Source organism: Anaerococcus sp. NML200537 (genome assembly GCF_026131715.1).
Lineage (GTDB): Bacteria > Bacillota > Clostridia > Tissierellales > Peptoniphilaceae > Anaerococcus > Anaerococcus kampingae.
Genome location: NZ_JAMXSL010000035.1, coordinates 1 through 22,491, shown reverse-complemented (window position 1 = coordinate 22,491; position 22,491 = coordinate 1). Strand labels below are relative to the sequence as shown.

Sequence of the window (22,491 nt, the reverse complement as noted above, 5' to 3'; positions counted from 1 at the left end):
CAACCATCGGACTGCCTCCAGATTCCCCTGATAAATATTCCGTTACTAGTTTGATTTTAAATTCTTTTGTGTATTTTGGCATACAAAAACCCCTCCATCCGTATTCCGGATTTTGGGGTTCAGGTCAGATAGAGGGGTTTTCTATGTTTTGAGACAAAAGAGCTTGTTTTTAATTTTCTATTTGTTTTTGCATTGCTTCATCTTTTACCAGATCTGGTATCATTTTGTTTGAAAAATATATTAATAAGATTGTTATAAGCCCATCGTCAAGCCAACCTAGGAAGGGTAAGACATCTGGCAAGACATCAGCAGGGATGACTATATAGGCTATGGCAAGGAGGGCCAGGATTTTGGAAGATGTTGGTGTATTTTTATTAAAAAGAGCCTTTAGGTAAGCTGGTAGGGTTTTTCTAATTTTGTTCATAAAATCTCCATTTCTTTTTAAAATATTAATATTTATTTTAATAATATTAACCTCTATCTTCATTATACTTGGAAAAATCAAAAGTCAAATTAATTTTATTAAAACACATCATCGATAAGGAAGAAATTTTCTTTTGTGATATAATACTAGTAAGAAGGAGGGATTATGGGATTTAGATTTAGAAAAAGCATAAACCTTGGCAAGGGTTTTAGAATAAATATGAGTAAGACTGGTCCGGGATTTTCTTGGGGCGGCAAGGGCTTTAGGATAACTCGCACCGCAGGCGGCAAGATTAGAGGATCAGCTTATATACCAGGCACAGGCCTTTCCTACCAAAAGGAATTTTCAAATCCTTTAGATTCTGTCTTTAAGGGAGAAAAGAAGCCTAGTCCAAATACAGGAAATCCTAGGGAAGATTTTTCTACTAAGCCTTATGGCCTAGACTTTAAAAATATAAAATCAGATTGCCTAGAAGATGTCCTAAGTAAGACAGGCAGGATTTATCCTTTGAGAATGCCGGGACTTTTGGTTTTTATAGCTGGAATCATATTGACTTTTATCCAACCATATTTGGTAATTGTAGCTATAATCGGGGCTATCATGTATTTTTACAAGAAGGGGACAGATTCAATAAAAATCGACTATGATTTTGAAAATGATGCAAAAGATGAATATGACCTAACAAATAAGCTTTTGGAGGGAATTTTAGAATCTGACGCTGTTTGGCTTGTAAGGGAGATGGAAAGGGACAATGACGATAATATAATCAGATCTAGAGAGTCTTTGGCCATAAAAAATGACATAGAAGGCCCGCTTGATACAAATGTCAAGGTTAAAAGCCTAGCAGCTAAGAATTTTACTATGAGCTTCTTGCCAGCCTGTCTGCTTTTATATCAAGATGGGGATTACAGGGCTCTTTCCTATGAGAATTTAAAAATTGATCTAAGAGCTGAGACTTTCCTAGAAGAAGAGAAAATCCCTGATGCGACCCTAATTTCAAAATCCTTTCTCCATGTAAATAAGGATGGGACTTGCGATAAGAGATACAAGGATAATCCAGAGATGTATTTGGTAGACTATGGGATTTTGGAGATAAAAGCCGATGATTTAGAACTTCTAATCGTATTTTCAGATACGGTTATTGATGGTAAATAATAATTAGTTACAAGGCCCTTTTTATTTTAAATTTAAGAGGGTATTTTAGACTTACAAAAGGAGAGAAGATGCAAGTCGATTTAAGAAATAGAAATGTAATAGCCTTAAAGGATTTTAGCGAAAAAGAAATCCTATATTTAATAGATGAGGCAGCAAGGTTTAAGGACCTAAAGGCTAAGAGAAAGCCCCACAAATACTTGGAGGGACAAAATATTATCCTGCTTTTTGAGCAAAGCTCTAATAGGACTAGGACTTCCTTTGAGGTGGCAGCTTTTGACTTAGGCCTCGGTGTGTCCCTAGTAGACCTAAGATACAATACCCTAGGAACTAATGAATCATTAGAAGATGCCATCTCAGTCTATGATAGATACTATGACGGGATAGTTTATAGGGGGCCTGACCAAAAGCTTCTAGAGTACATGATAGATTTGACAGAAATACCTATCTATAATGCTCTCACAGACAAGTTCCACCCAAGCCAGATGATAGCTGATATGCTTACAATCAGGGAAAAATTTGGCAGACTTGAAGGCCTTAAACTTGTTTATTTGGGCTATACAGGAGATAATATGCCATCATCCCTTGCCATTACTTGTGCTAAGCTTGGGATAAATTTTGTAGGCTGTGGGCCACTTGAATATGCTGCCGATAAGGATGTGGTAAGCCTTTCTAATATGTTTTCTAAAAACCACGACTCAGATGTAATCTATACTGACAATGTCAAGGAAGCGGTTAAAGATGCAGATATAATTTATACAGACATGTGGATTGGTCTAAATGAAAAGGATGATGTGCCTGTAGATAGGATTAAAAAGCTTTATCCATTTAGGGTTACCCAAGAGATTATGGATATGACTAAGGAAGATTCGATTTTCATGCACTGTTTGCCAGCCTTCCACGATAAGAAATCGACCCTTGCCCAAAAGGTAATAGAAAAGCTACCTAGCGATATGGACCTAGACGGTATGGAGGTAGCAGATGAGGTCTTTAGGTCTGAAAAATCCATGGTTTTTGACCAAACAGAAAATAGGATTGGGGCTGTAAAGGCGATTTTATATTCAACTTTAAGATATGAATAAGCTAATGTCATCTTATGAAATATTATTCATATGAATCGAGTTGAAAAAGATTGAATTAATTAAATGAATTTGATAATCATTTAAAACAAGAGGAAAACAACGGTTTTCTATTGACTTGTGATAATAGATATAATATAATATAAGTATAATATTTATACAATATAGGAGGAGTTATGATTAATAAAAAAGTATTAAGAATAGGTGCAGGAGTTTTAGTTGGAGCTCTTGGAGGAAAGGTTCTTACTTCACAATTAGCAAAAAAAGCAGCTGTAGGAGCTGTTGCTGGCGGATTAAGAGTAAAGGAATCACTAGATAAGACAATCGAACAAGTTAGGGTTTCAGCTGATGACATAGTTGCAGAAGCTAAGGAAGCAAACCTAAAAGAAGATTTAGAAAAAGCTCAAAAAGAAGCTGACCTAGATATAGAAAAGGTTGCAGAAGATGACCTTAAAGAACAAATAAAAGAAGAAATTAAGGCAGAACTTAAAGAGGAAGAAGATAAGTAATGAGGGCAAGTTTAGCCCATAGGCTAGATACTAGGGCTAGGTTTGTCTATGAAGAAGACCTAAGCTTTGATCTAGCCAATAACTTAAAATATCTAATTGAGGGTGTGAAGGGGGTTAATCTTTGTAAGATTAATCCTCTGGCCAATTCATTTACAGTATATTTTGAAAAGGGAAGCCTAGCTAGGCTTGCTAAATTTATTTTAAATCTTGATATAAATGAGGTAAAAGAGCTAGAAATTGATGATCCTGACTTCTACCCTCAAGAAGAGGAAGATGTATTTAGGATAGTAAGAGATGCCCTTTATAGGAGGGCCTTTTTTAGGTATTGCATTCCAGCTCCATTAGGCTCTTACCTAATCTTTGTTAGGGCCTACCCATTTATTAGAGATGGAATCAAGGCTCTATGGAAGAGGAAGCTAAATGTAGACCTCTTGGATGCTACAGCCATTTCTGTATCTCTTGCAACAGGAGAATATGGAGATGCTGCCAACATCATGTTCTTGCTAGACCTTGGCGAGAGGTTAGAAGAATACACTCTAAAGAAATCTCAAGATGACCTAGCCCATTCCTTGGCCCTTAATATAGACAAGGTATTTGTAGAGGAGAATGGTCAAAAGATATTAAAATCTCTAAAAGATGTAGAAGTTGGAGACTTAGTACAAGTTGAGATGGGTTCAACCATACCAGTTGATGGGGAGGTTGTAGAAGGCCTTGCCATGGTAAATGAAGCGTCATTTACAGGAGAAAGCGAAGCTGTTAAGAAAAACAAGGGATCAGTAGTCTTTGCAGGCACAGCCCTTGAAGAGGGTAATATTCTTATAAAAGTTTCCAAAAAATATGACGATTCAAGGCTAAGCCACATCATAAATCTGATATCAGAAAGTGAGAGAAATAAGTCCCTATCACAGAAAAAGGCAGAAAATATGGCAGATTCCCTAGTTAAATACTCCTTTATAGGAGCAGGTTTAACCTACCTACTTACTAGGAATTTCACCAAGGCCAAGTCATTTTTAATGGTAGACTTTTCTTGTGCCCTAAAACTAACTATTCCAATAGCTGTCATGAAGGCAATTAGCCAATCATCTGACATGGATGTAATTGTAAAGGGCGGTAGGTTTTTAGAAAATCTTTCAAAGGCTGATACCATAGTCTTTGATAAGACAGGAACCCTAACCAAGTCTGAGCCAAAACTTGCAAAGGTCATTGCCCTAACAGACATAAGCGAAGATGAGTGCCTAAGGATTGCCGCTTGTCTTGAAGAGCACTTCCCACACTCCATAGCCAACGCTGTAGTAAAGGCAGCTAAGGATAAGGACCTTCACCACGAAGAGATGCACTCAAAACCAGAATATATAGTAGCCCACGGTATAAGGTCATATATAGTCGACAAGCCAGCCCTAATAGGGTCAGAGCACTTTGTCCTAGAAGATGAGGGAATAGAAATATCTGACCAAACTAGAGCTATGATAGATGACCTTAAGGAACACTATTCACTTCTTTATCTAGCCTTCTCAGGCAGGTTAATTGCAGTTTTATGCATAGAAGATCCAATAAGAGAAGATGCAAAAGATGTCATAAAAGAGCTTAGAAAACTAGGCTTTAATGAGATAGCCATGCTTACAGGCGATGCAGAAAATGCAGCAAGATCAGTGGCAGAAAAGCTAGGCCTAGACCATTACCAATCACAAGTCTTGCCAGAAGATAAGCAAGCCTATGTCAAAAAGAAAAAGGCAGAAGGCAGGACAGTAATAATGATAGGCGATGGAATAAATGACTCAGTAGCCCTATCTGCAGCAGATGTAGGCATAGCTATGCACCAAGGAGCAGATATCGCCAAGGAAATCTCAGACATATCCATAGGCACAGATAGCCTCTACGGCCTAATAGATGCTATAAAACTAGCCAAATCCATGGACCAAAGGATAAAAGATGATTACAAAAAAATCGTAGGCATAAACTCAAGCCTAATAGCCCTAGGAGTTCTAGGCTATCTCACAAACACAACATCATCCTTAATCCACAACCTATCCACAGTAATGATAGGTGGTCAAAATATGAAAGATTATAGAATATAAGACTTGCCCTTTTGGGCAAGTTTTTTTGTCCACTTAAGTGAGTTGAGCGAACGAAAGAGAGCGAAACAAAAAACCACCTGCTATGCAGGTGGAGGGACTTCGCTTTAGCTTCAAGCACCAAGAAAACCTCCTTAAAGTATAATTGTGATAGTCACATGCACAATTAAATAAGGAGGTTAGACTTGGATAAAAATACTTTATCACATACAAGCTGGAGATGCAAATATCATATAGTTTTTGCGCCAAAATACAGAAGACAAGTAATATATAGGCAACTACGAAAAGATATAGGAAGTATACTACGAGAACTATGTTCAAGAAAAGGAATAAATATAATTGAAGCAGAGCTATGTCCAGATCATGTTCATATGTTGGTAGAAATTCCGCCAAAGTATTCAGTATCTCAAATAATGGGATACTTAAAAGGAAAAAGTTCGTTAATAATATTCGACAGACATGCAAATTTGAAATATAGATATGGAAATAGACACTTTTGGTGTAGAGGATATTATGTAGATACTGTAGGCAGAAACGAAAAGAAAATAAAAGAATATATACAAAATCAATTAAAAGAAGATTATTACACAGAGCAAATAAGTATAAAGGAATACTATGACCCGTTTACGGGTGAGTCAGTAAATAAAAACAAATAAAAAAACTGCTTCAGCAGTAGTTGGGAAAGTGGTGCATGTGATGGAATATTCGGAGCCCCAATAGGGGCGTGCCGGTATTCGCGCCTTATAGGCGCTGTGCAAACTACCAGCTAAGCTGGTAGTTTTGATTGTTAAAGCTATTTATATTCAAAGAACTACTATGAAATAGCCATTGTCAAGACTTTTCACTAATAATTATCAAAAATTACAAATAAAAATTTGACAAAAATTATATCCTGTTGTATTATCTAACTAACAAATAAATGTGATTACAGAAAGACAGTTTATATGAATTATCTTAGAGAAAAGACGGTTGGTGAAAGTCTTATAAGGATTATCTACTTATTCCCTCTGTATGCAGAATAGCCGAAGATAGTAAGCTATTACGGAAGCTACCGTTATCAGAAGCAAGAAGTTGATAGACTTCTGTTAAGGTAATCTTTTAGATTATAAACTTAGGTGGTACCACGAATTTACACTCGTCCTATATGGACGGGTTTTTTTATTGGCAAAACCTTAATCTATCAAATAAATTTTAGGAGAAGAAAATGAAAAATATACTCAAAAAAATCACAAGCCTAGCCCTTGGAGCAATCTTACTTGCTTCTTGTGGAGCAAAGTCAAATGAAGAAGGAAAAACTGATGCGAAAGGCGCAGGAAAGCTTACTATCGGCATTGTTCAAATAGCTGACCATCCATCTCTAGATGCAGCTAGAGAGGGCTTTATAGAAAAGCTTGATGAGGCAGGCCTTGATTATGAATTAGTAGACCACAGGGCCAATGGAGATTTGGCTCTTATTCCTCAATTTGCATCTGACCTTAAAAATAAAAAGGCAGACCTAATCTACACCATAGGCACACCAGCAGCCCAGGGAGTGGCCAATGCCATTACTGACCTACCAATCCTATTTTCAGCTGTAACAGACCCAGTTGGAGCTGGTCTTGTAGATGAAACCAGCAAGGTTGGGGCAAATATAACAGGGGTCAGCGATTATGTAGATCCGGGCAAGCTCATAGATGATTTCTTAAAATTATATCCAGAAACAAAGACCTTTGGCACAATCTATAACACAAACGAGCAAAACTCTGTAGTTCAAATCGAGGCTCTAGAAAAAGCCCTAGGTCAAAGAGGATTAAAGCTTGAAAAACAAGGTGTTTCAACTATAAATGATATTCCACAAGCCATCTCATCTCTAAAGTCTAAGATCGATGCTATGTTTACAGTTACAGATAATGTCGTGGTAAATGCTATGCCAGTCCTATCTGAAAATTTAAATAAGGACAAAATCCCATCTATTGCCTGCGATGAAGGCTCAGTTGAAAATGGGGCCCTAATTTCAGAAGGAGTTAATTACAAGGACTGTGGCAAAAAGGTTGGCGAGATGGCTGTAGCTATCCTAAAGGATGGCAAAGCTATCAAAGATATTCCTTATCAAGATGCCGAGAGCCTAAAAACTTTAGTAAATAAAAAGACAGCAGAGATCCTTGGACTTAACCTAAACAATGAAGTTCTAAAGGATGCAGAATATATTGAAAAATAAGAAAGAGAGAAAAAATGACAGGACTATTCGGGTCCTTGGCCACATCTGTTGAGATTGGATTAATCTTTGGAATCTTGGCCATGGGCTACATGCTATCATACAAAATATTAGAATATTACGACCTATCCCTTGAAGGATCCTACCCAATGGGAGCCTTCCTCACAGCGGTAATAATTGCAAAAGGCCTAAATCCCTACCTCGGTCTAGTTCTATCAAGCATTGGCGGGGGCTTGGCAGGATTTTTGACCTACATCTTATACAAAAAAGTCAAGGTCCAACCCCTCCTAACAGGTATCCTTACCCTAACCATCCTCTATTCTCTAAATTTGAGGATAGGCGGGGCAAGCAATATTCCAATTGCCCAGTACCCATCCATTTTTGGACAACTTCCTAAATGGGCAGTCCTTCTTGGTCTTGTAATCATAATAAAACTTGGCTTAGACTACTTCCTAAGAAGCGAGCAGGGCTATCTCTTAAAGGTCACAGGCAATAATAGAAAGCTTGTAAAATCCCTTGGCAAAGACCCTGACACCTACGTGGCCCTTGGCCTAATCTTATCCAACGCCCTTATAGGACTTTCTGGTGGACTTATGGCAAATTATCAAGGCTTTGCAGATATTGGTATGGGCACAGCTATGATTGTAACAGGCATAGCCTCAATCATTATCGGCGATACACTCGGTAAGAATTCGTCAAAACTAAGGGATACCACCAAGGCAATTATAGGTGCCATAATTTATAGGATAATATCAGGAATTGCAATTTACCTAGGCCTAAACCCAAACGACCTAAAGCTAATCACAGCTCTTATCGTCATAGCCTTCATAGCCTACAATAATTACCTAGCAGGGGCTAAGCATAGAAAGTTGGTAAAAAATGTTGGAAATTAGAAATATTTCAAAGACCTTTAACCCAGGCACAGAAGAAGAAAATACCATATTCAAAGACTTTTCCCTAAGGGTAGAAGAAGGAATTGCCACAACAATTATAGGCCCAAACGGCTGCGGCAAGTCCACTCTTATGAGGATAATCTCAGGAGCCCTTCCTGTTGATAGGGGGTCAATTTTAATAGATGGGGAAGATGTGACAGGCCTTAGCGAGGAAAAAAGAGCAGCCTATATCGGAAAGGTAAGCCAAGATCCCAAAGATGGGGTAGCGACAAACCTAGATATTTACGAAAATATGGCCCTATCCCTTAAAAAATCTGGCAAATTTACCCTCAAATCCCTAAGGAAAAACGCCGATGAAAAAGAAATAATCGAAAGGATAAAATCCTTAAATCTAGGCCTTGAAGATAAGCTTCATACCAAGACTGGCCTCTTATCAGGAGGCCAAAGACAATCCCTAGCCCTCCTTATGGCTACAAATATCAGACCTAAACTCCTCCTCTTAGATGAGCACACAGCAGCCCTTGACCCAAAGACAAGTAGAAATGTCATGGATAAGACCAGGAGCCTAATAGATACAGAAAAAATCACCACCCTTTTAATCTCTCACAACCTAAGAGATGTAGTAAGATATTCTGATAGGATAATCATGCTAAATAAGGGACAAATTGCCCTAGATGTAAGGGCCAAAGATATAACAGAAGATGAACTTATAAGGTCTTATAAGGAAATTCTTGGAGAATAATTAAAAAACTGGCTAGGCCCTTAATCATTTTGATTAGAGCCTAGCCAGTTTTTATATAAAGGGGTAAATAATTTATCTTATAAAAATAAGTTAAGTCTTGAAATAAAAGGAGGGTTCAAGTTATTTACCTATTTTTTTGAAATTTTTTTATATAGAGCAAATATCGCCATTCCCAAAATTGCATTTACTACTATAGCGCCACCTGGCTTGATATCAAAATGGTAAGACATGATTATTCCCACCATCATGTAAATTACACCCAGAATAGTAGTTATGAAAAATGTCTGCTTGTAGGACTTAGCAACTATAAGGGCTGTAGCCACAGGGAGCACTATCAGGCTTGTGACCATCAAAGCTCCAATTATCTTAACAGAAAGGGCTATTGTTATAGCTGCAAGTAGGGTAAAGACAGCATCAAGGGCTTGAACCTTAACTCCAGAAAGCCTTGCGGTATTTGGATCTATAGCTATAGCCAAAAGGGCTGAATATCTGCTAACAGAAAGCATTATTACTAAGATAAATACTAGAGAAGTATTTATAATATCAGCACTTGTAACCGATGAAATCGAACCAAAAAGATAGGATTCAAAGGAATTTCCGCCTGGTGCAAAATCTGAAAGAATTGCCGCTATACCAAGGCCTGTTGACATTATTACAGCTGTTGCCATATCTCCATATTGGGGGAATTTCTTTCTAATTAATTCAATTAGGAAGGCTGCCAACACACAAATAATAGCAGATCCTAGGAGTGGATCAAAACCAAGAATTAAACCCATACCAACTCCAGCAAGGGCGGTATGTGATAGGGCATCGCCTATCATAGAAGTCTTCCTATTGACCATGACAATTCCTATAATAGGAATCATAATTGAAAGGAGGAAGCCTAAAAATAAAGCTTTTCTCATAAAGGCAAATTCTAACATTCTACTAGCCTCCCTTCTGACATTTCATATTTTTTCATATTTAACTTAAGACTTTCCATTTCCTTTAATTCATGAGTAACCATAACTATAGTAATTGAGAATTTTTCTGAAAGGATGTCTATAGTTTCAAAGAAATTCGTCTTACTTTCCTTATCAACCCCGGCTGTAGGTTCGTCTAGAATTAGGATTTGGGGATTATTAATCATTGCCTTGGCGATCATAGCTCTTTGAGCAAGGCCGCCAGATAATTCATTAACTGGTGTGTTTATATAATCTTCCATACCCATCTTAATAAGGATATCTCTAGCCTTTTGGTAATGGGATTTTTTGGGGATTTTAATAAAGCCAAAATCCTCATAGAGGTTTAAAGATACAAGTTCTAAACAAGTTATAGGAAAGGATATTTTGTTGACTATATTTATTTGTGGAACATAACCTATATCTTTGTATGACTTATAATCTTCGATATTTTTCCCCAAAATTTTAATACTTCCTGTATCTTTTTTCAACTCTCCCAACATCAATTTTATTAAAGTTGATTTACCGCTACCATTGCCACCAAGTATAAGTGCTAAATCTCCCATTTCTAGACTAAAATCACAAGATTTTATGACGGGAATTTTATTATAGGCAAAGGTAAGATTTTTTATTTCTATCGCTTTCATTTTTCCTCCTCGACCATAGAATTGTAGAGATTTTCTAGGTTCATACGCATCAAATCAATGTAATTTTGGTCTTTGTCTTTTTGCTCCTTGCTTAAAAACTCCATTGAGGCAAGGGGAGATACCTTACCGCCAATTTCTTCTGCAAGGGCTTTTGCCTGTTTGGGATTTTGTCCATATTCATAAAAGACTGTTGAGATATGGTAATAATTAGAAAAATCAATTGCCTTTTTTATTGTCTTAAGACTTGGGCTTTCAAGACTGGTCAGACCTTGGAGAGGGTACTGGGTTAAGTCAAAATCTCTAGCTATATAGGCGTAAGCATAGTGGAGGGTTAGGAAATTTTTCCTTGCCTTATCAAGCTTAGAGAATTTCTCTTTATATTCTGCATCTATATCTGTCAATTGATCTACATATTTTAATTTGTTTTTCTTATAGAGTCTTTCATTTTCTGGATATTTTTCTATTAGCTTCTCTTGAATGGCGTTTAGGTATTTTTTAGCATTTACAATAGATAGCCAAGAGTGGGGATCATAGGTAATCTTATCAAAACCTGATGAAGACCCTTCCATAAGGGATTCTTCCTTGCCTTCATCTTTTAGGATATTACCCTTGCTATCCATTAGATTATAAGGCAGCAAATCTTCACTAATCCTATCTGAAATGAAAATCCACTTTCCGCTTTCCGGGAAGTCGAAAAATACTTCACCAGATTCATGGCCCATCTCTACTCCGTAAACCTTGCCTTCTTCTACCTTATTGGTAGATTTTTGAGCCACTAGTTCACCTTTTTGGCTCATAATTTCCTTAGCCTTCTTGACTAAGTCTTTTTGATTAAGGCCTTCATCTTTAATAAAAGCAACCCTCATCATATCTTCATGAGTATGGCCGAAGTCGATTTTATTTTTGCCAGCCTCTATTTCAATTCTGGATAAGTATTGAAAATCACCGATTGCTGCAGCACCCTTATAGGTAATAAGGTCTACAGAATCAGAAAGCTTAAGGATATCAAGATTTGGAAGATTTTCCCTAACAGTATCAAGCCAAGGCTCCATATTTGCCCCATTTACAACTAATAAATCACATGAGGCTAGTTTTTTCATATCCTTTGGACTAGGTTCCCAAATATGGGGATCCTTATCCAAAGGCATAAAGCTTTTAACATTGATAGTATCTCCACCAATCATCTTCGTAAGGTCATTTACCGGATAAAAGGAAGTGTAAACTAAAGGGGAATCACCTGTTTTTTTAACATCCTTAGAACATCCGCTGACAAGTATTAAGACAAGGAGCGAAAATACTATTGAAAAATTCTTCTTAATTCTACTAAGATCGAGGGATAGTATCCTATTCAGTAATTTCATCTATAATTTGTTGGTCTGTTGAAGTAGGTTTTACAAATGTTGGGTACCAGCCTTCTTCCTTAAGTAGGCTATCCTTATCATCACCATATCTCATATGGAAGTGGGTTAGAGTTTCTTCACCGTGGATAGGCATCATCATAAGAACCTTGTAAGGAGCATCTTCGCTTGTAGCTTCAAATATATCCCATTCAAGTTTGTGTCCACCGTGCTCTACTTCTACTTTTTCTTTGTATTTGTAATCTGCTTCACCTATTACCTCGCCCTTAGCTTCAGGGAATTCTTTTAGGAATTTAACATGGTCGCCAGAAATTTCAAGACCGCCAAAGTCACATTTTCTCTTCTTAAGATAAGCTTCCTTAGCTGATGCTTCATCAGTATTTTCTTTTTCTGCTAAAGTCTTGTAAGCTTCTTGGATTTCAGGTTTTTCTAGATATCCGCCCATGCCGTTCCATTGGCCTTCCCAATCAGCCATGCTTACTTCTTCAGCAGGCTTTTCAGCTTCTTTAGCTTCTTCAGCTGGTTTTTCTTCTTTAGCTGTTTCTTCAACCTTTGTTTCAGCCTTAGTATCTTCTTTGGTTTTTGTATCAGCTGCATCTTTTTGGCAAGCAGAAAGAACAAGTCCTAATGAAAGTAGGGCTGCAATAGTATATTTATTTTTGTTTTTCATAGTTTCACCTCATAAATTTTTATTAATTGTTAATCGACTAACTGATATTGATAATAATAACACTTATCATCCAAAAAGTCAAGGGTGATTTGCGTTATCAGTTAAAATTAATATTTTAACAAAGAATATTAATGCAAAAAGACCTTTAGAATCTTGTAAATAAGCTATATAGCCTAAGTTAGAATAAAAATCATGTCAGATCTTAAACTTTATTAAGTTTAGAAAATATATTTAAATATAGTAATAGTTTATATAATAATAAGTATGAAAATCTTCTTATTGATAATTAAATACTAAATAATTATTAGAATATCACTGAATAAATTTATAGGCAAGCTAGGATAATAATTTATTTAGGAGTAAGTTAAATTATGAAAAAGATAAAGCTAGATTTTATATTTAGAAAAGTTTATTATTTATCGATGTTTGCTATATTATCCACTCTTATTGGAAGTACTGATAGATTTTTCTTTAAATTAATATATTCGATTCTTCTAGTTACTAGCAGAAATTATTTTTTTAAAAAATTTACAGACAAATAAAAGCCCGCTACTTTGCAAAACAAAGTAGTAGGCTTGTTTTATTTTATATCAAGTTGATAGGTATTAACTGTTACAAGTTCGTTTTTGAAGGTGGATTTTATCTTTCTTTCCTTGCCCAAAAAGCTAAATCCATTCTTTTTTATTAGCGCTAAGCTTGCTAGGTTATTTTCGTCTGCTTCTATATATATTTTTCTATAGCCCCTTAAGATAAGCTGGTAAATAAAGGCCTTTAAGGCTTCTGTCATGTAGCCATGATTCCAATATGATCTTGATAAGGCGTAGCCGATTTCTGGTATGCCTTCATCAAATTCCACCACATCTATCATGCCGATGAGCTTTTTTTCCTTAGTAAGCTCTATGCCATACCTATAGCAAGCCTCATCCTTGTAAGCTTCTAGACAAGAATCTAAGATTTCCTGAGTCGTTTCGATGTTTTCGTGAGGGTGCCAGGTGAGAAATTTGGTGACCTCTTCATCACTTGCCCATCCCTCGTAGATGGCCTTAGCATCATCTTTATTAAGCTTTCTTAGGGTCAATCTTTTTGTTTGTATCTTTTCCACAAAGTCTCCTCGCTTTTAGTTTTTAATTGATTTTATTTTGACTTTTATAATTTTCAAGCTAAGGTAAATTTTTCAAAAATATTCATCAAAAAAGACAGAAATCGCAATGACTCTGTCTTTTTCTATCTCTAAATTTATTTTCTCATTAGGTAGTTGAAAGCACCAAGGGCTGCTGTTGCGCCAGATCCTGCTGCTATTACTATTTGTTTGAAGAGTTCTTCTGTAACATCTCCTGCTGCATAGATGCCTTCTACATTTGTAGACCCATCTGCAGATGTGATGATTTCTCCTCTTTGGCTTAGGCTTACTTCAGTTTTTTCTAGCCATTCTGTATTTGGTACAAGCCCTACTTGGATAAAGCATCCAGCTATATCAAGTTTGTGGTCTTTGCCAGAAATCCTGTCAGTATATTCTAGGCTTTCTAGCCTGTTAGAACCGTAGAGGCCTGTGGTTTGGGCATTGGTTATGATTTCTACATTTGAAAGGGATTTGACCTTCTTTTGTAGGACGTCATCAGCCTTTAATTCTGGCAAGAACTCAAGGACTGTTACATGGTTAACCATGCCTGCTAGGTCGATTGCAGCCTCAATTCCTGAGTTACCTCCGCCAATTACCGCTACATTTTTGCCCTTAAAGAGTGGGCCGTCGCAGTGGGTACAATAGGCTACACCCTTGTTTCTAAATTCAGTCTCTCCAGGAATGCCGATTAGTCTCCACCTAGCTCCTGTGGCAATTATTGCAGTTTTTGATTCAAGCTTAGCACCATTATCTAGGCTGATTTCTATATTAGAATCTTTCTTTTCAATATTTTCTGCAAGGGCACCTGTCATTATCTCAACATCTAAAGCCTTGACTTGCTCTTTCATTTGATTCATAAATTCAGGGCCTTCGGTATATTTAAAGCCTGGTATATTTTCTATAGAAAGAGTCTCATTAACTTGGCCACCAAATTCGCTGGCAATGATTCCTGTCTTGATTCCCTTTCTAGCTGCATAGATAGCCGCTGTTGCTGCTGCTGGACCTCCACCTACTATTAGGACATCAAAAAGTCCCTTATCAGCAAAGTGGTCAGCATCTATCTTTGAGCCGAGTTTATCAAGGATTGTCTCGATTGATTGCTTGCCTCCCTCAAAGAAGTCCCCATCCTTAAAGATGGCAGGAACTGCAAGGACATCACGACCTTCTGCTAGGTCTTGGAACATGGATCCTTCAATCATGGTGTGATTTATAGAAGGATTTAGGATGGCCATGATATTTAGGCCTTGGACAACATCTGGACAATTGTGGCAAGAAAGAGATACAATTGTTTCAAAATTGCATCCGTCTAGGGCCTTAATCCTAGCCTTTATACTTTCATCAACCTTTGGCTCTATTCCTCCAACTTGTAAAAGGGCAAGGGCAAAGGAAGCAAATTCGTGGCCTAGTGGAAGGCCTGCAAAGACTATATTACCGTGGTCGAACTCTCCCTTAAGATCAAAGGATGGTTTGTAGGCAAGGTCTTTTTCCTCAACCTTTATCTTTGATGAAAGGCTTGCTACATCGTCTATAAATTCCTTAACTTTTTTGGAATTTTCGCTATTATCAACAGAAAGCCCAATAGTGACCTCCCCTTTGAGGAGGTCAAGGTATTGGGCTAACTGGGTCTTTAGATTATTATCTAACATTATTAGATTTTACCTACTAGGTCAAGTCCTGGTGTAAGGGTTGCACTTTCTTCTGATTCCCATTTAGCTGGGCAAGCTTCGCCTGGGTGAGCTGCTATATATTTTCCAGCCTTAACCTTGTTAATATTTACATTAGCCTTTCTACCTATGCCATCAGCGTTGATTTCAACAGTTTGGATGACGTTTTCTGGATCAAGAACAAGGGTAGCTCTGTGAGCCTTGCCTGAATCATCAAGTAGGTCTAAAGCTCTTGTTAATTCCTTGTTAGAATCACCAATCATTGTGTATTCAATCTTGCTAATAGCATCACTATTATCATGCCAAGCCTTGTGAACGAAGTGAGTATCAACAGATACTGAGTAAACTTCAGCTCCTAGTTCCTTAAGCTCTGCGTATGATTCTTGCATATCTTCAAGCTCTGTAGGACATACAAATGTAAAGTCAGCAGGATAGAAGATAAGAACAGTCCAAGAACCCTTTAGGTCCTCATCTGTAACCTTTATAAATTCTTCCTTAGCTGGATTGTATGCGTCAAGTTCAAATTGTGGTAATGTTTTTCCGATTAAAGCCATAATTTTCTCCTTTTTATTTATATTCTATAATAATAATTATAATCATTCTAATTTAAAAAGTCAAGGGAAAGAGTTTTTATAAAAATAAACATAAAAAAAGCCTTCGCCTAAGGCGAAAGCTAAAATTATGCTCTTTTCTTCTTGGTATTTAAAATTAAAGACCCTGATAAAACTAAAATCATACCGATAGCAAGATTTGTAGTAAAAGTCTCTCCTAGGATTATAACTGATAGGACAGATCCAAAAAGTGGGACAAAGAGCTTGTAAATTCCAAATTCTCCTGCTGAGTGGTTCATAAGGACTATTGTCCAAATGCTAAAGGCGGTAGCTGAAATAAAGGCAGCATATAAAAGTAAGATGGCAGCCTTGGCTGTAAAGATCAGACTTCCTTCCTTAAGTATAGATCCTGTGATTATAAGGATGGTAGACCCTATCAAAAATTGAACCCCTGTCATAATATAGGCATTTTGGCCCTGGCCATATTTTCTAACAAGGACTGTACATAGGGCATTTATGGTGGTAGATACAAGTATCAAACCCTCACCAGTTAGTCTTAAGGGACTATCACCTGCTTCCTTGCCCATATTTGTGACAATAATACCGGCAGTACCCATGATAAGGGCAATGATAATTCTCTTGTCAATCTTATCACCTGGAAGTAGGAAAAATGAGATGATAACCACTATAAAGGAATTTGCTGACTGGATAATAGATGACTTAACACCCGCAGTATTTGATAGGCCTATATAGTAGCACATATACTGGATAAAGGTCTGGATAAGACCCAAAATTATAATGAATTTCCAGTTAATCTGACTCTTGTCTACTTCATCTTTATTAAAAATCTTAAAATATATAAGGGTAATAATCCCTGCCATAAAAAACCTAATTCCCGCTATAAGAATCTTAAGACCAGTATCAGTACTAGCCACAGCAAGCTCTGCATAGGTAGTCTTAATAGTAGGAATAGCCGATCCCCAAAGGAACATGGCAAAGATAGAAAATATAATAGCTGTTTTCTTATTTTTTAACAAATTATCCTCCTGAAATTAATAACTTACTATTTAACTTTACCAAATAAAGAGAATATAGCAAAAATTAACTAATTTTAAAGGGGTATGAAATATCTTAGTTGCAAAGCTCCTTCGACATGATAGAGAACAAGCCAGTCCAGCCATGAGAACCATTGTTCTTTATATTATAGGGTTTTGTAAGTACATCGGCTATATGTGAATATAAAAAAATCTCGAATGTGCAAATTATATTTTAAAACTATGAAAATAAGCTATTTACTAAACAATGCGACTCATAAAAATCAATGCTCCTATTCGTCGCATCAATTTTTATTCGCTGTATAAGGTTCTTCATCAATCTTTTCTTCGTGCTTTGCACTCGAAAATATTGTGAAGACCGCAAAAATATTGCTTACAATATTTTTGCTACCATTAAATAGAGCCATTAGCTAAATACTAATGGCCCTGATGGTTGAAATCATATGTAGATTTCATGAGTTAAACAGCTAATGGTAGCTTAGATATCGTAAGCGATATCTAAGCGTTCTATACTATTTTTCAAGCTTGTCTTGAAAAATAGATATAGAACCTTATGTAATTTTTTATCGGAGATGCGACGAATAGGAGCATCGTAGATAAAAACATTACGTTCCTTAGCAATCTCTTTCGTCTGTTGCATATAAAGAAAACCATTAGGGATTTCCTAATGGTCTCTAATGGTTGAAATCATATGTAGATTTCATGAGTTAAACAGCGAAAGTTTCTTAACCTTCTTATTTAGTATAGCAGCAAATAGCTTATTTGTAAAGCTTTTTGCACTTATTTTTGAATAAGTCCTTTTTCTTTAATAAATTTTAATTTTCTAGGGTATATATTATAAGGATGGGAGATAAGATGAAAATATTAATTGGAATTGATTCTATAAAAACTTTTGAAAATTCCGTTGAAATCGGAAATGTTTTTAAAAATAATATGAATGAAGATGTGACTGTCATGCCCTTTTTGGATGGGGGCGATGGGACTGTTGAAGCTATGCAGGCTGTGATTAAGGGGAAATATAAATATGTCAATGTACATAATCCTCTAAATGATGTGATCACCGCCAGATACATACTTAAGGATGATTTGGCTGTTATGGAGATGGCTGAATCTTCTGGAATTAGGCTCCTTTATAAGGAAGACCTTAGGGTTATGGAGTCTTCTTCGCTTGGTTTTGGGGAGATGATTCTTGATGGCCTTGATAATGGGGCCAAGTCCTTTTATATAGGCATCGGAGATACTGCTACTAACGATTTGGGTATGGGTATGCTCTATGCTTTGGGAGCTAGGTTTTACGATCCTGATGATAGAGAACTTAACCCTATTGCTGAAAATATGGAAAGGGTGGCTAAGACTGATATTTCTGGCCTTGATAGGAGGCTTAAAGATGTTAAGATTGTCATAGCTACATCCACCTTTAAGACTCTTTTTGGAGAAAATTCTTTTCTTGAAGATAGGGTCTACAGAAAAGGAGCTAGCGACCTTGATACTGCTAGGCTTTTTAAGGGATCTAAGCATTTTAAGAAGATTATCGAGGATGAACTTGGAACAGGCTCTGTCGATATGCCAGGTCTTGGTTCTGGTGGTGGGGTGGCCTGGGCCCTCTATCTCTTCTTTAAGGTCAAGATTACTAAGTCTATGGACTTTATGATGAAGACCCTTGATTTTGAAAAGCTAATAAGGGATAAGGATGTCCTTATTTTAGGTGAGAATGTCGAGCAATTTGGGGCCTATTCATCTCAAAACGTGGCCAAACTTGCCAAAAGATACAATAAAGACCTTGAAATTATCTTCCTTGAAGACTCTACTAATAAGAGGGTTGAGGATAAGGGGGATTTTGATAAAATTATTTCCTACAAGCTCGGAGATGCTTATGACAGGCAGGATATGTATAAGGAAATAGGCTTTCTTGCCAAAAGGGTTGAGTCCTTGCTTTAATTGAGAGGATAAGAGGTATAATTATCTTATGAATATTAATTTAGAAAGACTTAGCCAGGCTAAGGTCACATCGGCTTTGATGATTATTAATGTGATTGTCTTTGTTCTGATGAGTCTTAGTGGTGGTAGTGAAAGTATTGAAAATTTGATAAGATTTGGTGCAAATTCCAAGATTCTCGTAGGAGAAGGGGATTGGTGGAGGCTTTTTACGGCTTCTTTTATCCACATAGGATTTTTTCATATTATGTTTAATATGTATTTCCTTTACAATATCGGTCCTATATTTGAAAGGCTATATGGATCTGTTGGATTTCTTATAATCTACCTAGTCTGCGGGATTTTTGGCAATCTTGTTTCCTATGCCTTTGGGGATGTCTATACGGTATCTGCTGGGGCATCTACTAGTCTTTATGGGCTTTTGGGTATAGCTATCGGCATGATGCTTGTCTATAGGGATGATGCCATCCTCCATAGTTTTGGGGCAAGCTTTGTGTCAATAGTTGTAATTAACGTGATTTATTCCTTCCTTATGCCTGGAGTGGGCGTTCTTGGCCACTTGGGCGGTTTTGTGGGAGGATTTATCCTTGCCAATGCCTTGCCAGTTGTTGGAAGGGACTTATCTATTCCTAGACAAGTTGTGGCAGGTCTAGCGACCCTAGCCTTGGCCTTTATCCTAATAAGGATAGGTAATAAGTCGCTTTTAGGAGTGTAATATGAAGAAAATATTGATTTTGGGCATTCTTTTGACTTTGACATCTTGTGGTTTTGAGTCAAAGGCAGAATTTGAAGCCAAAAACACTCCTAAAAAATCTGAAGAGATTGAATTTCCAGAGATAAAATACCTGCCATCTACAAATTCAGGATCATCCAGCCTTGATTTTGAAGAAACTTATGGCAGGGGCAAGATGGGAAATGCAGTAGCTATAGAAGATGCTATGGGTTTTTTGAAGGATTTTGGCCTAGGGGATAATTATCTAGGCATATCCGTTCTTGAGTCATCATATTCACCAGACTCTTTTTCTGCTGTTTTATCTTTTGAGAAAAACGACCAATTGGTAGAAAAGGAATATGGACCGGTCATAAGTCCTGACGGAATATTCTCTAAGGTGTCATTTGATGTAATAGAATCTGACTCCGGCCCTATGCTACTTGCTAGCCAGGTCGTGATAAATGAGGATTCTACATCTTCGGCATATTTTTTATACAATAAATATATGTCGCTGATAGATTCCTTTAAATTCGAAAACTCAAAAGCAGACCCTGCAACCAAGGTTTATAGACTAGGAGATTTGTTAGAAAATAGGGATGCTTCTACAAATGACCTTAAAAGTCTTATAAAAAATAGGCTAGAGGCAGAAGATGATTATTTGGGAGAAATCCTAACAGCCTATAATATAAAATACAAAAAAATAAAGGCGAGCCTAGATGGTGATGAGATTTCTGTAGGAAATATGCCAAGCGACCCTAAAAATAAGATATTAACTGTAAAATATGAAGATGAAAAAGGTAAAATATTAAATATAAAATAGGAGGATATTTAATGCAAAGAAACGAAATAGAAGAAAGATTAAAATGGGATACATCATCCATTTATGAGAATGATGAAGATTTTTATAAAGACATAGAAGAGATAAAGGCTCTTGTAGAAAAGCTTACATCCTACAAGGGAAAAATCACATCAAGCCTAGAAAATTTCAAGGCCTACCTCAAACTAGACGAAGAATTTTCTAGAAAGATGGAAAAGGCCTATGTATTTTCATCCCTAAAATCAGATGAGGATACCAGGGTAACCAAATACCAAGAGATGAGCCAAGTAGCTCAAAATACATGGGTAGGAGCATCAAGTGCCCTTTCTTTCGTACAACCAGAGCTTTTATCAACAGATAAAAAAGTTATAGATGAATACCTAGAAGATAGTGAAATTTCATACCTAAAACACTATTTCGAAGATATTTTTAGAAACAAAGACCATGTCCTAGATGAAAATGGGGAAACAATCTTAGCAGCCTTCGGCAAACTAAAGAATAACCCACAAAACACCTATATGATCTTTAATAACGCAGACCTATCCTTCCCAAGCGTAGAAAAGGATGGCGAAGAGATAAGATTATCTGATGCTAACTTCGTAACCCTCCAAGAAGACCCAGACAGGGACTTTAGACGTGAGGTTTATGAGAATTATTACAAGACATACAGACAATACTCAAACACCCTAGCATCAACTCTAGACGGTGAATTTACAGCTCATAACGTAGAAGCAAAATTAAGAAAATTCTCATCAGCAAGAGAAATGTCACTTTTCAAAAACAATCTTCCAGAAGAAATCTACGACAACCTCCTAGAAGTAGTTCATGAAAATAGTGACATTCACAGAGACTACACAACTTTAAGAAAAGAATACCTCGGTGTAGATGACCTAGGCTTCCACGATATCTATGTGCCACTAGTAGAAGACTATGACAGAAAAATCGAATTTGATGAAGCAAAAGAAATAGTCCTAGCAGCCATAGCACCACTTGGTGAAGAATATGTAAAAGTAGCAAGAGAAGGTTTTGAATCAAGATGGTTTGATGTCATGCCAAACGAGGGTAAGAGATCTGGTGCCTATTCATCAGGATCCTATGACACCCAACCATTCATCTTACTAAACCACACCAACACCATAAATGACGTATTTACAGTAGTTCACGAGCTAGGCCACTCCATGCACTCCTACTACACAAGATCCACCCAACCATACCAATATGGTTCATACTCAATCTTTTTAGCAGAAATAGCATCCACAACCAACGAGCTTCTACTCCTTGACTACATGCTAAAACATAGCCAAAGTGAAGAAGAAACAAAATATCTCCTAAACTACTTTGTAAACCAATTCAAATCAACAGTATTTAGACAAACAATGTTTGCAGAATTTGAACACAAGGTAAACAAATTAGTAGAAGCAGGAGAACCAATCCCAGCAGAAAGACTACATGCAATCTACAAAGAGCTAAACGAAGAATTATTCGGCAAAGACATAGAAGTAGATGACTATATAGCATCAGAATGGGCAAGAATACCACACTTCTATATGTTCTACTATGTATTCCAATACGCAACAGGCTTCATGAGCGCAGTAGCCCTAAGCCAAAAAATCCTACACGGCACAGACGAAGATAGGACAGCCTACCTAAACTACCTAAAAGCAGGCGAAAGCGAATATCCACTAGAAGTCCTCAAAAAAGCAGGAGTCGACATGACAAATAAAGAAGCCATGCAAGCTGCAATGGATGTAGCAAGAGATGCTATGAAGGACTTAAGAGAAGCAATATTATAAGAAAAAAATACCCTCCTTGCCAAGCAAAGAGGGTATTTTTTTTGTCCACTTAAGTGAGTTGAGCGAACGAAAGAGAGCGAAACAAAAAACCACCTGCTATGCAGGTGGAGGGACTTCGCTTTAGCTTCAAGCACCAAGAAAACCTCCTTAAAGTATAATTGTG

General features: G+C 36.9%; 21 protein-coding genes. 12 read left to right on the top strand and 9 right to left on the bottom strand.

Features of this window, described 5'->3' with window-relative positions:
- Positions 1 to 169: 169 nt before the first annotated feature.
- Positions 170 to 424, bottom strand: a complete 255-nt coding sequence (locus NH288_RS09295) for a YkvA family protein (RefSeq protein ID WP_265214862.1) — start codon at positions 422 to 424, stop codon at positions 170 to 172.
- 165 nt (positions 425 to 589) lie between these two features.
- Between NH288_RS09295 and NH288_RS09290 the strand changes: the two genes are divergently transcribed.
- The 8 genes from NH288_RS09290 (at position 590) to NH288_RS09255 (ending at position 9,065) form a co-directional block, all read left to right on the top strand.
- Positions 590 to 1,579: a DUF4236 domain-containing protein gene (locus tag NH288_RS09290; protein WP_265214860.1), complete on the top strand. Its 990-nt coding sequence runs from the start codon at positions 590 to 592 to the stop codon at positions 1,577 to 1,579.
- 68 nt (positions 1,580 to 1,647) lie between these two features.
- Positions 1,648 to 2,658, top strand: a complete 1,011-nt coding sequence (gene argF, locus NH288_RS09285) for an ornithine carbamoyltransferase (RefSeq protein ID WP_265214858.1) — start codon at positions 1,648 to 1,650, stop codon at positions 2,656 to 2,658.
- A 173-nt stretch (positions 2,659 to 2,831) separates the two neighbouring features.
- A complete protein-coding gene (locus NH288_RS09280) occupies positions 2,832 to 3,164 on the top strand; it encodes a DUF6110 family protein (protein ID WP_265214856.1) in 333 nt (110 codons plus the stop codon).
- Positions 3,164 to 5,239: a heavy metal translocating P-type ATPase gene (locus NH288_RS09275; RefSeq protein ID WP_265214854.1), complete on the top strand. Its 2,076-nt coding sequence runs from the start codon at positions 3,164 to 3,166 to the stop codon at positions 5,237 to 5,239. Before NH288_RS09280 ends, NH288_RS09275 begins: the two co-directional genes overlap by 1 nt.
- 182 nt (positions 5,240 to 5,421) lie before the next feature.
- Positions 5,422 to 5,892, top strand: a complete 471-nt coding sequence (gene tnpA, locus NH288_RS09270) for an IS200/IS605 family transposase (RefSeq protein WP_265214852.1) — start codon at positions 5,422 to 5,424, stop codon at positions 5,890 to 5,892.
- Between the two features lie 548 nt (positions 5,893 to 6,440).
- Positions 6,441 to 7,433, top strand: coding sequence for an ABC transporter substrate-binding protein (locus tag NH288_RS09265; RefSeq protein ID WP_265214850.1), 993 nt, complete (start codon positions 6,441 to 6,443; stop codon positions 7,431 to 7,433).
- Between the two features lie 14 nt (positions 7,434 to 7,447).
- Positions 7,448 to 8,323 carry an ABC transporter permease gene (locus tag NH288_RS09260; RefSeq protein WP_265214849.1) on the top strand — a complete coding sequence of 292 codons (876 nt, stop codon included), beginning with the start codon at positions 7,448 to 7,450 and terminating at the stop codon, positions 8,321 to 8,323.
- Positions 8,310 to 9,065 (top strand): ABC transporter ATP-binding protein, encoded by a 756-nt coding sequence (locus tag NH288_RS09255; protein ID WP_265214847.1) that lies wholly within the window; start codon positions 8,310 to 8,312, stop codon positions 9,063 to 9,065. The genes NH288_RS09260 and NH288_RS09255 overlap by 14 nt, the downstream gene beginning before the upstream one ends.
- A gap of 128 nt (positions 9,066 to 9,193) precedes the next feature.
- Here NH288_RS09255 and NH288_RS09250 read toward each other — a convergent pair whose 3' ends face one another.
- From NH288_RS09250 to NH288_RS09215, 8 genes are all read right to left on the bottom strand, one after another.
- A complete protein-coding gene (locus tag NH288_RS09250; protein ID WP_265214845.1) occupies positions 9,194 to 9,988 on the bottom strand; it encodes a metal ABC transporter permease in 795 nt (264 codons plus the stop codon).
- Positions 9,982 to 10,653: a metal ABC transporter ATP-binding protein gene (locus NH288_RS09245; RefSeq protein WP_265214842.1), complete on the bottom strand. Its 672-nt coding sequence runs from the start codon at positions 10,651 to 10,653 to the stop codon at positions 9,982 to 9,984. The genes NH288_RS09250 and NH288_RS09245 overlap by 7 nt, the downstream gene beginning before the upstream one ends.
- On the bottom strand, positions 10,650 to 12,014 hold the full coding sequence (locus NH288_RS09240; RefSeq protein WP_265214840.1) for a metal ABC transporter substrate-binding protein: 1,365 nt from the start codon (positions 12,012 to 12,014) through the stop codon (positions 10,650 to 10,652). The genes NH288_RS09245 and NH288_RS09240 overlap by 4 nt, the downstream gene beginning before the upstream one ends.
- A complete protein-coding gene (locus tag NH288_RS09235) occupies positions 11,998 to 12,681 on the bottom strand; it encodes a ZinT/AdcA family metal-binding protein (protein ID WP_106461208.1) in 684 nt (227 codons plus the stop codon). Before NH288_RS09235 ends, NH288_RS09240 begins: the two co-directional genes overlap by 17 nt.
- Before the next feature lie 580 nt (positions 12,682 to 13,261).
- The gene (locus NH288_RS09230) at positions 13,262 to 13,783 is read right to left on the bottom strand and encodes a GNAT family N-acetyltransferase (RefSeq protein WP_265214838.1); all 522 of its coding nucleotides are present in this window, start codon (positions 13,781 to 13,783) and stop codon (positions 13,262 to 13,264) included.
- Positions 13,784 to 13,917: 134 nt separating this feature from the next.
- On the bottom strand, positions 13,918 to 15,447 hold the full coding sequence (gene ahpF / locus NH288_RS09225) for an alkyl hydroperoxide reductase subunit F (protein ID WP_265214836.1): 1,530 nt from the start codon (positions 15,445 to 15,447) through the stop codon (positions 13,918 to 13,920).
- Positions 15,448 to 15,449: 2 nt separating this feature from the next.
- Entirely contained in the window at positions 15,450 to 16,019 is a 570-nt protein-coding gene (gene ahpC, locus NH288_RS09220; RefSeq protein WP_265214834.1) for an alkyl hydroperoxide reductase subunit C, read from the bottom strand.
- Positions 16,020 to 16,144: 125 nt separating this feature from the next.
- The gene (locus NH288_RS09215; RefSeq protein WP_265214833.1) at positions 16,145 to 17,053 is read right to left on the bottom strand and encodes a DMT family transporter; all 909 of its coding nucleotides are present in this window, start codon (positions 17,051 to 17,053) and stop codon (positions 16,145 to 16,147) included.
- Between the two features lie 873 nt (positions 17,054 to 17,926).
- On the opposite strand from NH288_RS09215, the gene NH288_RS09210 reads away from it, so the two are divergent.
- Genes NH288_RS09210 through pepF form a run of 4 tightly spaced genes read left to right on the top strand, consistent with a single transcriptional unit; the run spans position 17,927 to position 22,328 of the window.
- The gene (locus NH288_RS09210; protein WP_265214832.1) at positions 17,927 to 19,009 is read left to right on the top strand and encodes a glycerate kinase; all 1,083 of its coding nucleotides are present in this window, start codon (positions 17,927 to 17,929) and stop codon (positions 19,007 to 19,009) included.
- Positions 19,010 to 19,037: 28 nt separating this feature from the next.
- The gene (locus NH288_RS09205; RefSeq protein ID WP_106461202.1) at positions 19,038 to 19,721 is read left to right on the top strand and encodes a rhomboid family intramembrane serine protease; all 684 of its coding nucleotides are present in this window, start codon (positions 19,038 to 19,040) and stop codon (positions 19,719 to 19,721) included.
- Position 19,722: 1 nt separating this feature from the next.
- Positions 19,723 to 20,538, top strand: coding sequence for a hypothetical protein (locus NH288_RS09200; protein ID WP_106461201.1), 816 nt, complete (start codon positions 19,723 to 19,725; stop codon positions 20,536 to 20,538).
- 11 nt (positions 20,539 to 20,549) lie between these two features.
- Complete coding sequence (pepF, locus tag NH288_RS09195; RefSeq protein WP_265214830.1) at positions 20,550 to 22,328, top strand: oligoendopeptidase F; 1,779 nt, start codon at positions 20,550 to 20,552, stop codon at positions 22,326 to 22,328.
- The last annotated feature ends 163 nt before the right edge of the window (positions 22,329 to 22,491 follow it).

Excerpts from the sequence above, each read along its gene's own strand:
- NH288_RS09295 (WP_265214862.1), bottom strand. The coding sequence starts at position 424 with ATGAACAAAATTAGAAAAACCCTACCAGCTTACCTAAAGGCTCTTTTT.
- NH288_RS09290 (WP_265214860.1), top strand. The coding sequence starts at position 590 with ATGGGATTTAGATTTAGAAAAAGCATAAACCTTGGCAAGGGTTTTAGA.
- argF (WP_265214858.1), top strand. The coding sequence starts at position 1,648 with ATGCAAGTCGATTTAAGAAATAGAAATGTAATAGCCTTAAAGGATTTT.
- NH288_RS09280 (WP_265214856.1), top strand. The coding sequence starts at position 2,832 with ATGATTAATAAAAAAGTATTAAGAATAGGTGCAGGAGTTTTAGTTGGA.
- NH288_RS09275 (WP_265214854.1), top strand. The coding sequence starts at position 3,164 with ATGAGGGCAAGTTTAGCCCATAGGCTAGATACTAGGGCTAGGTTTGTC.
- NH288_RS09265 (WP_265214850.1), top strand. The coding sequence starts at position 6,441 with ATGAAAAATATACTCAAAAAAATCACAAGCCTAGCCCTTGGAGCAATC.
- NH288_RS09260 (WP_265214849.1), top strand. The coding sequence starts at position 7,448 with ATGACAGGACTATTCGGGTCCTTGGCCACATCTGTTGAGATTGGATTA.
- NH288_RS09255 (WP_265214847.1), top strand. The coding sequence starts at position 8,310 with ATGTTGGAAATTAGAAATATTTCAAAGACCTTTAACCCAGGCACAGAA.
- NH288_RS09250 (WP_265214845.1), bottom strand. The coding sequence starts at position 9,988 with ATGTTAGAATTTGCCTTTATGAGAAAAGCTTTATTTTTAGGCTTCCTC.
- NH288_RS09245 (WP_265214842.1), bottom strand. The coding sequence starts at position 10,653 with ATGAAAGCGATAGAAATAAAAAATCTTACCTTTGCCTATAATAAAATT.
- NH288_RS09240 (WP_265214840.1), bottom strand. The coding sequence starts at position 12,014 with ATGAAATTACTGAATAGGATACTATCCCTCGATCTTAGTAGAATTAAG.
- NH288_RS09235 (WP_106461208.1), bottom strand. The coding sequence starts at position 12,681 with ATGAAAAACAAAAATAAATATACTATTGCAGCCCTACTTTCATTAGGA.
- ahpF (WP_265214836.1), bottom strand. The coding sequence starts at position 15,447 with ATGTTAGATAATAATCTAAAGACCCAGTTAGCCCAATACCTTGACCTC.
- ahpC (WP_265214834.1), bottom strand. The coding sequence starts at position 16,019 with ATGGCTTTAATCGGAAAAACATTACCACAATTTGAACTTGACGCATAC.
- NH288_RS09210 (WP_265214832.1), top strand. The coding sequence starts at position 17,927 with ATGAAAATATTAATTGGAATTGATTCTATAAAAACTTTTGAAAATTCC.
- NH288_RS09205 (WP_106461202.1), top strand. The coding sequence starts at position 19,038 with ATGAATATTAATTTAGAAAGACTTAGCCAGGCTAAGGTCACATCGGCT.
- NH288_RS09200 (WP_106461201.1), top strand. The coding sequence starts at position 19,723 with ATGAAGAAAATATTGATTTTGGGCATTCTTTTGACTTTGACATCTTGT.
- pepF (WP_265214830.1), top strand. The coding sequence starts at position 20,550 with ATGCAAAGAAACGAAATAGAAGAAAGATTAAAATGGGATACATCATCC.